The organism is Rathayibacter tanaceti (genome assembly GCF_001634385.1).
GTDB lineage: Bacteria > Actinomycetota > Actinomycetes > Actinomycetales > Microbacteriaceae > Rathayibacter > Rathayibacter tanaceti.
The window spans coordinates 1-9,577 of record NZ_LIIN01000110.1 but is presented as its reverse complement, the minus strand read 5'-3'; the positions used below and the strand labels follow the sequence as shown (position 1 = coordinate 9,577).

Genomic DNA, 9,577 nt, shown 5'->3' with positions numbered 1-9,577 from the left:
GGTTTGCCTCCGAGCATCTTCGGGACACCAACGCGGTTGTCTGTGAATACGTTCATCATCCATGTAACCCCAAAGGGTGCGCTCTTCAAGTCGACCCGTAAGAATCTATCGCCAGCGTGCCACAATTCGATGTTTTGCGCCAGAACCCGCGACAGAAAATACACATCACGATATGCTCCGAATTTCTAGCCGAACTATTACGGGGGAAAATGCACCACAGCATCAATTCACGTCAAAAAAGCCAACGATCTTGGCGATCGCTGTAGTCGCAGCATCGCTCCTCGGCATAATTTCGACGCCTAGCTACGCAGCCAACAAGAATACAGCTCAATCCGGTAGCAACCTCGTTGCGGGCCAAGAAATAGCCTCGCCCGACGGGGCATACAGTGCCAAAATGCAGTCGGACGGAAATTTCGTCGTCTACCAAGGATCGACACCGACTTGGAATTCCGGGACAAATGGCAATCCAGGGGCGAAATTTGCAGTGCAGACCGACGGCAACCTAGTCGTCTACAAGAGCACCAACGCCCCGACTTGGTCATCTGGAACAGATGCTACCGCATCGAAGTCAGTGCTCACAATGCAAAATGACGGCAATCTCGTTCTTTATTCCGAAGGCAATGTGGCTATCTGGTCATCTCGAGGCGGACGGACTGGCGCCCACCAGGATCTGCTTGTGCCCGGGCGAGAGCTAAAATCAGGTCAGTATCTGTCTTCGTACAACAATCGCTACAAGGCTCAACTTCAGGCGAGCGGCAGCCTTGTCGTCTCAGACGGGTCGACGCCCGTCTTCTCTACGAAGAGCAGTAACTCGAACGGGGCTCCTCGACTCGCGATTCAGGGCGATGCCAACCTAGTAATTTACGGAGGGAATAACGCAGTTCTATGGACGACATCAACCCAAGGCACGACGTCGAGTCCAACGCTGCGCCTCAGGGATGATGGTGAACTCGTAATTCTGGCGTCATCGACTGTGGTCGTATGGTCATCGAGACTCGGACTCGTCGCACAGGATCTCATGAGTAAATCAGCAACTGCGGATCTCAATCATCGAAACGCCCAGTCGCTTCAGCGGGCATCTCCGCAGATTAGTTCCAACCCTGTGCCGACAGGACTTATAACGAACAATCGCAGAAGCGTCGTGGACAACGAAGATCCGAAGCTCAATCTTCAGCGTGACCTCTACGTCCAGGGTGGAGAGATTTTTACGAGCTTCTCAACTACGATCACCCTCAGTGACATCGTAATTACCGCGTCTTCCGCTACTGCAACTATCGAGGAGGCCACAACTGTGAATCGGTCGGGCTATGCCGCGGCGGATGTTCGCTCAACGAACCTCTACACCCTCGAGCAGAAAGGCGCCTTTCAATTCTCAGACGGCCTGTGGAAACTCGACAGCCTAGGGCACGAGTCGATTTCAGACGACGTCATACCCGTGACAATTCTTCCAAGTAGTTCCGCGCAGGCTAAACAAGCCAGTGGCGAGGTTTCTGCAAAACTGAATCAGCTTCAACAGCATCTCTCCTACTCGCCCGACGCCCTCAAGAACGCAGATGTCGCTGAATCTCTACAAACCCAGAAATCTGAGGAAGCGGGGTCAGTGCAGAAAAATAGTTCATTGGACTCTGCGACAGGGAAAGAAGCCACGTCCCGAAGCGTAGACAACACCGGGTACGCCCCTAATCGTGCGGCCGCTATTCAATACGCGCTCGACCATGCAAGGAATCGGGCCAGCTGGCTAGCTTACAAGAACATGCCGAATGATTGCGCAAATTTTGTCTCTCAAGCTCTCTTCGCTGGCGGTTGGCCAATGCACTCTGGCAACGAAGATAATGAGAATGCGTGGTTTGGAGGCCCCCTGGTTGTGTCAGACAGTTGGGGAAAAGCGCAGGAGCTTTTTGATTACGGCTACCACACCACCGGCCGCTTGCGCTTGGTCCAGAACAGTTCGAGACCCTCAGCAGGCGATCTAACCTTCTGGATTTGGGCTGACGAGCCTGGTGTCAAATATACATTCGATCATGCTTCCATCGTTACCGCGATTGCCCCTAGTGGGGTTCCGCTCTATTCGTACCACACCTTCGATAATCGCAATAAGTCGCTGGTTGCAATTCTGACAAATAATCCGAACGCAATCTATTCTGCGTGGTCTTGGGGATGATGCTTATATCTGCCGCGTGGGAGAGTGCACTGACTCACCGCGGGCCGCACAGTTGACTAGTTCGTCCGCGACCATCTATCGGCCGAATTAGCACTCCAAAAAGATGGAGGGGCCGCCTCAATGAGGCGCCCCTCCATCGGGCTTCATTCATGCTCGATTCGGACGCTCGATTGACGACTGAATTTTTACGCCTTCGTACTTTTGCTCGCTCGGGCGCCCTGAGGTTAGTTTCGGATCGGCGCACGAGGACAGCACGTTGGGCGCGATCGGCGGTCAGGTCGATGAGGGTAATTACCCGACGCGGAGCACCTAGTCGCTTTGGATGGCCGGATAATGCGGAGTGGCGGTCTTACGCTGCTCGGGGTGCAGCGAAACGGCGGAGAGGGCTTGAACACGATTGGTCAGCACGGATGCCAGCTAAACCGACTCTATGTTCGGGTTTCGCTGCTTCGGTGATGCACTCACACAGCGGTTCCGCCGCGGGCACGCAGTCGATGTGGACGTTAAGACCAGGCCGGGGCCTGGGCCTGCGTTCGTCCGCGGCCACGCCGGCGTGCGAGGCTTGATGGTCGCCTCCCGCCCCTCCCACTCAGGACACCGTGAACCCTCAGGACACCTCGAAAGCCCCCTCCTTCCCCTGGATCGGCCTGCTCACGCTCGCCGGAGCCGTCTTCGTCTCGGTCACGAGCGAATTCCTGCCGACCGGCCTCATCCCGGACATGTCACGGGACCTCGGCGTGAGCATCTCGCTGACCGGCCAGCTCGTCACGATCTTCGCCGCGACCGTCGTCGTCGCGACGACTCCGCTGACCCTCGTCACGCAGCGCGTCTCGCGCAAGAGCCTGGTGCTGGTGGCGCTCTGCACGATCGCGCTCGCGAACGTCCTGGCGGCCCTCGCGCCGACGTTCGGGCTCCTCGTCGGCGCGCGGATCCTCGGCGGGCTCGCGCACGGCCTCTTCTGGGCGGTCGTCTCCGCCTACTCCGCGCACCTCGTCGCCCCCGAGTACCTCGGCCGCGCCACCGCGATCACGGCCGGCGGCGGCTCGGCGGCCTTCGTCCTCGGAGTCCCTCTGGGCACCGCGCTCGGGCATGCGTTCGGCTGGCGTCCGACCTTCGCGATCCTCGGCGGCATCGTCCTGGTGCTCGCCCTGCTCGTGGTCAGATTCCTCCCCGCCGTCGACCACCACATCCCCCTGCGCACCGGAGAGATCCGCCTCCCCGCCCGCAAGGACCGCACTCTGCCGCGCATCATCGGCGTCTGCGTGGTGATCCTGCTCGTGCTGATCGGCCAGAACACCCTCTCGACGTACATCACGCCGTGGCTTGAGAACGCCTCCTTCGCCCCCGACTCCGTGCCGCTGGTGCTCTTCGCCTTCGGAGGAGCGGGGGCCGTCGGGCTCGTGCTCGCCGGCTTCGCGAGCGACCGGTTCCCCCGCTCCGGCTTCGTCGTCGCAGCGATCGCGGTCGTGCTCGCGCTGGCGGGCCTGGCCGTCGCGGCCGGCAGCGAGGCCACAGCGGCGATCGTGCTGGCCGCCGTGGTCTGGAACATCGCGTTCGGCGGCATCCCGGCGATGCTGCAGACCCGGATGCTGCGCACCTCCTCCTTCCGGCTGCGGAACCTCGCGGCGGCCCTGCAGACCACGGCGTTCAACATCGGCATCGGTGGCGGAGCGATCGTCGGCGGTCTGGCGATCGACGCGAACGGGCTCGAAGTGCTGCCGTGGGTCGCGATCGTGATCGTGGCGCTCGGGCTGGTCGTCAGCCTGTTCGTCGACGCGCGGGCGGCCGCGGCGGGGCGGGCGGAGGCGGGCGGCGTCCGCTGAGGGCCGTCCGGTGAAGAACGAAGGAAGGATCTGCTCCGGAGCCCTCCGGGCCCGCGAGAACAGGCTCGGCTCCTGACATCCCTCCTGCGTTGTTCACCGAACGCGGCCCAGCCACCCTGGCGCCCTCGCTGATCCGGCGGAGGCCGCACGACGTGAACGGCAGCGGCCCGCGGTTCGCCGCGCCGATCGCCGGCACCGTGCTCCCGCCGGTCCGGGTCGCTGCCGTCGAGGGCGCGGTCCGACCGAGCCGCGCTACGCGCACCAGTCGCGCGAGACCCCGTTCACGCTCCGCGAGGTGTCGCCCGCGCCCAGGTCGACGAGCACCGTCGACGTCGCGCTGAACCCCGGCACGTCCGGGTAGTCGTCCGGCTCACCCTCGACCGACACCGCCTCCACCGCGAGGTACTGCCCGTTGGGCGAGAGGCAGATGCTGCGGATCCGTCCCGTCGGGGAGGTGCGGAACACCTCGGAGGTACCGGAGGCGTCGACCCGCACCACCGAGTACTGCGTCGCGCCGGTCTCGGCCGAGTACTCCGCTTCGAGCTCGACGTAGCTGCCGGAGTCGAGGAGCAGGATCTGCACCGGCGAGGCGGTGGCGCTCACCTGCGCCGGCGGCAGCGCGAGCGTCTCGACCGAGCCGTCGGCCAGGTCGATCAGCGACCCGGAGTCGGGGTCGGCGACCACCAGGCGGTTCGCGCCGGGCACGAAGCCGCGCAGCTCGGCATGCTGTCCGAGCGGGCTGATCGAGCCCGGCGTCAGCAGGTCGACCAGCAGCACCGTGTCGTCGAGCGAGTGGGTGACGACGGAGGTGGTGCCCGGCACGAACAGCCAGTCGCGCGCCCGCAGCGGCCCGCCGTCGAAGCCGAGCACCGGCACCGCCTCACCCTTCTGGTCGGTCAGGTCGTACGAGTAAAGAGCGCGGTCCAGCGGCCCTGTCGGCGACTCACCGCTGAAGGTCCAGCCGAGCACGCCCTTCTCGGGCGAGGCGTGCAGCTCGCGCACGGTGCCGCGCCCGGGGAGCGGGATGATCCCCTCCGACCCGGTGTCCAGCGTGAGGGTGCGCACGAGGTTCGTGCCGTCGGGTTCGAGGGTGACGACGACCAGCACGGGGCCCACGACGACGTAGTCCTGGATCCGGTCGGCGGTGAAGAGGACGCGGGTCTCGCCTCCGGACAGCGGCCGGACGCGGACGGCGTCGGGCTGGGACGGGTCATCGGCGGTGCGGTCGAGCGTGAAGAGGTCGGGGTCCTTCGTGGTGAAGGAGGCGCGCAGGTCGGCGGCGGAACCGGTCGCGGCGCTGCGCGCGTCGTCGATCCCGATCTCGTAGGTGGTGGCGTAGCGCAGGGTCTCGGCGAAGGTCAGCGTGAGCACACCACCGTCGAGCGCGGCGGTGTGCGGCGCCGCGGGAGTGACGGTGAGGCGGTCGAGAGCGTCCGGCTCGACCGCCTGGTCGAGGTGCAGGCGCACACGGCCGCCGTCGCGCTCGACGATGCCGTCGGTGCTCACCTCGAGGGAGGCGACGCGCGGGCCCTTCGCGACGGTCGCGGCGGTCAGCCCGCCGACCGCGAGCACGAGCACGAGCACGACGGCCCAGAAGAGGCGCGGGAATCCGCCGGCGCCTGCAGAACGAAGGCCAGGAGCCCGCCGAGCGCCGTTTCCGGCCGCTCGGCCGCTCTCAGCCTTGGTTATGAAGGGCTTAGTAGACATACGGCATCGCCGGCTCGTCGATCGGGGTGACCATCGCCGGCTCCAGCACGACCGCCTCGGCGCTCGTCACGCTCGGGTTCGCCTCGAAGCCGCCGGACACCTCCAGCCACTGCCCCTCGGTGTACGTCGAGGCCCAGTCCTCCTGGTAGATCGGCACGCCGACCGGCTGCGCGTCGACGGCGCAGCAGGTCACCACGAAGCGCGCCACGTAGAAGACGTTCTCGGGGTCGGAGGCGTCGGGCGTGACGAATCCGCTGACCGTCGCCGTGCGCCCGGCGAGGAACTGCTCGCTCGCGCCCTGGCGGAGCAGGGTCGCCCAGTCGCGCACGCTGAACGAGGCGGTGTCCCCGGTCGGTGCAGCGGCGGTGACGGAGGCGTCGACCGCGCTCGTGTTCACCTCGCGCTGGGTCGCGGTCGAGGGAGTCAGCGCCGCCGGCGGCAGCACCAGCAGGGCGACGGCCGCGGAGGCGATCACCGCGACTCCCGCCACGACCGCCGACCACCGGCGCCACGGCCCGCCGGGGGCGTGATCGTGCAGGTGGCCGTGCGCGTCCGCCTCCTCGACGCCGCCGTGCGCATCCTCGACGCCGCCGTGCGGATCCTCGTCGGAGCCCGGCACGATCGCGAAGGCGAGCACGAGCAGCACGCCGGCCATCACCGCGAGCACCACCGAGAACTCGAAGTAGCGCGGGTGGATGTAGAGGCCGAGCTGTCCCGTCGCCGCGAGCCAGAGCGTCGAGACCACGCCGATCAGGCTGAGGACCACGCCCTTCCAACGGGTGAGGAGGCGCTCAGAGCGCATAGTTCACCGCCAGTCCGAGCACGGCCGAGGCGAGCGCGACGAGCACGGTGACCCGCACGAGCGTCTGCGCCGAGAAGGTGGTGCGGAGCAGGGCGAGCATCTTGACGTCGATCATCGGACCGAAGACGAGGAACGCGATGATGCCTCCCGGCAGGAACGTGGAGCCGAAGGAGAGGACGAAGAAGGCGTCGACGTTCGAGCAGATCGAGATCACGAAGGCGAGCACCATCAGCGCCAGGACCGACCAGAGCGGATCGCCGCCGAGCGTCGTGAGCACGTCGCGCGAGACTCCGACCTGGATGAGCCCCGCGATCGCCGAGCCGACGAAAAGGGCCGGCATCATCGCTCCGGTCTCCTCGGCGAAGAGCAGCACGCTGCGGCGCGAGCGGTCGCGGAGGGAGCGCGACGGCCGCTCGCCCGCCTCGCAGGCCGCGCGGAAACGGTCGGTCAGCAGCGCCATCGGCTCGGAGTGGCGGCTGAAGATCCAGCCGACGAGGTTCGCGATCACGAAGCCGCCGACGATGCGCCAGACGAGGATCCCGTCGGACCAGCCGAACGCCTGGTAGGTGGTGACGATCGTGATCGGATTCACGATCGGCGCCGCGAGCAGGAACGTCATCGACTCCGAGACCGAGAGGCCCTTCACGATCAGCCCGCGGGCGAGCGGCACGTTGCCGCACTCGCAGACCGGGAGGAGCACGCCGAGCAGCGAGATCACCAGGCGCCGCGGCAGAGCGCGCTTCGGCAGGATCCGCAGCAGCACGGCCTCGGGCACCCACAGCTGCACGGCGATCGAGAGCACGATGCCGAGGAACACGAACGGCAGCGACTCGATGACGACGCTGATCGAGAGGGTGAGGAAGTCTCGCACCGCGTCCGAGAGCGCGTCGCCGGTGGCATCGGGGGCGAGGAGACGGGTCGCGACGAGGACGGCGACGAGGCCCAGGCCGAGGGTCACCCGGAGTCCCGTCCGGGGCGGCGTCCCTGCGGGAGGGGACGCGCCGGTCGGGGCGGCGAGCGCGCGATCGGTCGTCATCGCGACCATCGTAGGCGGGCCTCGTGCGCGGGCCCTGCCCCGGCGCGGCCCGGCCCCTGGTGGGCGTCCGCCCGGGCGGACGCGAGTGTCCAGGAGTTGTCGCACTCGACGTCGAGTGCGACGACTTCTGGCTTCTCACCGGGACGGCAGCAGCGAGGAGGCGGGCGGGTGCCGCTCCGGGCGGCGCGGCACCCAGCAGCGCACCCGGGAGCGGTAGCGCTCGAAGTCGGAGCCGAAGCGGGCGACGAGGTCCGCCTCCTCCAGCGGACGGACGGCCTGGTTCCAGACGACCGCGCCGAGCAGGGCGTAGAGCACGACCAGCCACGACGAGAGCAGCATCCCAACCGCCACCCCCTGCGCGATCCCGGCGACCGCCATCGGGTTGCGGACCCAGCGGTAGGGGCCGGCGATCACCAGCCGGTTGGTCATCGCGATCGGCAGCGGCGTGCCGTCCCCGAGCAGCGACATCGTCAGCGCCGACCAGATCCCGAGCATGCTCGCCGCGACGAGCAGGAGCGCGCCCGCGCCGACGACCACGGGCGGCACCGCGGGGAGCCCCACGCCCCAGCGCGACTCCAGCGCAGCGATCCCCACGGGGATCACCAGCAGTGCGCCTCCCCAGAACACCGCGATCTGGCCGAGGGTCGCCGCGAGGTGCGAGCCCGGACGGCGCCCAGCGGTCGCGACACGGAAGGCGAAGGGACCGGAGGCGATCCAGCGCGTGGGCACGCGGTCGAGCAGGAGCAGGCAGGCTGCGACGACGGAGGCGCCGGCCGCCGCGAGCATCACGACGACGCCCCAGCCCGCCTCCCCCGTCAGGGTGGCCCACCCGGCCAACGCGAGTGCGACGAGCATCGTCCAGACCGTCGCCGTGACGGCCGCCCAGCGCACCCCCGCCGCCGCGAGCGCGGAGGCGCCGACGAACAGCGGGAGGTCGAGAACCGCGACAGGAGCGGGATCGAGGCTGCCGAGCGTCGCCGTCCGCACCGCGGGGACGAGCGCGACAGCGACCCACCACGTCGCACCACCGAGCGCCTGCACGGCGAAGTACAGGCGTCCCCAGGTCATGGCTGCACGGTACTTCACGAGCGGAGCCAGAGGAACGACCCAGGGCGCTGACGGGCTCCGCCGCCGAGGCTCGACACCAGTTCCCGCCGCCGCCACGAGAAGTGGCCCGCCCCGACGCCAGGGACGACGCCGATGAACCGCACCACCGTGATCACCGCACTCGTCTGCGGGCTCCTGCTCTCCGCCGCCGCAGCCACTCCCGCTGTCGCCGCGACCTCGGACGCCGCCGACGGCTCCGCGCGCTCGACCGGCGGGCTCTGGACCGCAGACGCCGACACCCTGCTCATCGACGGGCGGGCGTTCGTGCTCGAATAGGCGGCGACGCGCGCCCCTGGGCCAGGCTCCTCCCTGGGCCAGACGCGCCCCTGGGCCAGGCTCACCCCTGGGCCAGACTCCTCCCTCTGCCAGACTCCTCCGGTGGAAGCGCTCACGATCCGTCCCTACACCGCCGCCGACGCCGCCGACACGCTCGCTGTGTTCCTCGCGGCGGTGACCGAGACCGCCTCCGCCGACTACTCCCCGGAGCAGGTCCGAGCGTGGGCCGGCGAGCGCGAACTCCCGACGTGGCACGTGGCGATGCAGGCGCGCGACGCGTTCGTAGCCGTCGCTCCCGGCGCGCTCGCCGGCTTCTCCGACGTGAGCGCGACCGGCTGGATCGACATGATGTTCGTCTCGCCGCGGTTCCTGCGGCGCGGCGTGGCGACCCTCCTGCTGCGACACGCGGAGGCGAGGGCCGCGGCAGCCGGCACTCCAAAACTCTCGGCAGACGTGAGCCTCACCGCCCGCCCGTTCTTCGAGAGCCGCGGCTTCGGCGTCGTCGCGGAGCAGCATCCGGTGCGCGCGGGCGTGGAGCTGACGAACTACCGGATGGTGAAGCGGCTGGGGTGAGCAGCCGGATCCGGGGCGACCGCTCAGCGCGTCCGCTCCCGCTCCCGATCCTCGCCCAGCCCCGCGCCGCCGGCCCCGCGCGCCGCGGCCGC

General features: G+C 67.7%; 8 protein-coding genes. 4 read left to right on the top strand and 4 right to left on the bottom strand.

Annotated features, from left to right (window positions below; all coding sequences use genetic code 11):
• Window positions 1-394 precede the first annotated feature (394 nt).
• Together ACH61_RS16955 and ACH61_RS12110 are read left to right on the top strand one after the other, a co-directional pair.
• Window positions 395-2,161, top strand: coding sequence for a bulb-type lectin domain-containing protein (locus ACH61_RS16955; protein ID WP_158286144.1), 1,767 nt, complete (start codon window positions 395-397; stop codon window positions 2,159-2,161).
• A gap of 599 nt (window positions 2,162-2,760) precedes the next feature.
• Window positions 2,761-3,984, top strand: a complete 1,224-nt coding sequence (locus tag ACH61_RS12110; RefSeq protein ID WP_068212378.1) for an MFS transporter — start codon at window positions 2,761-2,763, stop codon at window positions 3,982-3,984.
• Window positions 3,985-4,236: 252 nt separating this feature from the next.
• On the opposite strand, the gene ACH61_RS12105 is transcribed toward ACH61_RS12110, so the two are convergent.
• From ACH61_RS12105 to ACH61_RS12090, 4 genes are all read right to left on the bottom strand, one after another.
• Entirely contained in the window at window positions 4,237-5,568 is a 1,332-nt protein-coding gene (locus ACH61_RS12105; protein WP_068212375.1) for a YncE family protein, read from the bottom strand.
• A 112-nt stretch (window positions 5,569-5,680) separates the two neighbouring features.
• Window positions 5,681-6,457, bottom strand: coding sequence for a TIGR03943 family putative permease subunit (locus ACH61_RS12100; protein ID WP_236713666.1), 777 nt, complete (start codon window positions 6,455-6,457; stop codon window positions 5,681-5,683).
• A 25-nt stretch (window positions 6,458-6,482) separates the two neighbouring features.
• Window positions 6,483-7,529, bottom strand: coding sequence for a permease (locus ACH61_RS12095; RefSeq protein WP_068212379.1), 1,047 nt, complete (start codon window positions 7,527-7,529; stop codon window positions 6,483-6,485).
• A 135-nt stretch (window positions 7,530-7,664) separates the two neighbouring features.
• A complete protein-coding gene (locus ACH61_RS12090; RefSeq protein ID WP_068212371.1) occupies window positions 7,665-8,597 on the bottom strand; it encodes a methyltransferase family protein in 933 nt (310 codons plus the stop codon).
• Window positions 8,598-8,729: 132 nt separating this feature from the next.
• Between ACH61_RS12090 and ACH61_RS12085 the strand changes: the two genes are divergently transcribed.
• Together ACH61_RS12085 and ACH61_RS12080 are read left to right on the top strand one after the other, a co-directional pair.
• The gene (locus tag ACH61_RS12085) at window positions 8,730-8,912 is read left to right on the top strand and encodes a hypothetical protein (RefSeq protein ID WP_068212370.1); all 183 of its coding nucleotides are present in this window, start codon (window positions 8,730-8,732) and stop codon (window positions 8,910-8,912) included.
• Window positions 8,913-9,014: 102 nt separating this feature from the next.
• Window positions 9,015-9,485, top strand: coding sequence for a GNAT family N-acetyltransferase (locus ACH61_RS12080; protein WP_068212367.1), 471 nt, complete (start codon window positions 9,015-9,017; stop codon window positions 9,483-9,485).
• Window positions 9,486-9,577: the final 92 nt, after the last annotated feature.

Coding starts and splice junctions, on each gene's coding strand:
- ACH61_RS16955 (WP_158286144.1), top strand. CDS start 395: ATGCAGTCGGACGGAAATTTCGTCGTCTACCAAGGATCGACACCGACT.
- ACH61_RS12095 (WP_068212379.1), bottom strand. CDS start 7,529: ATGACGACCGATCGCGCGCTCGCCGCCCCGACCGGCGCGTCCCCTCCC.
- ACH61_RS12090 (WP_068212371.1), bottom strand. CDS start 8,597: ATGACCTGGGGACGCCTGTACTTCGCCGTGCAGGCGCTCGGTGGTGCG.
- ACH61_RS12085 (WP_068212370.1), top strand. CDS start 8,730: ATGAACCGCACCACCGTGATCACCGCACTCGTCTGCGGGCTCCTGCTC.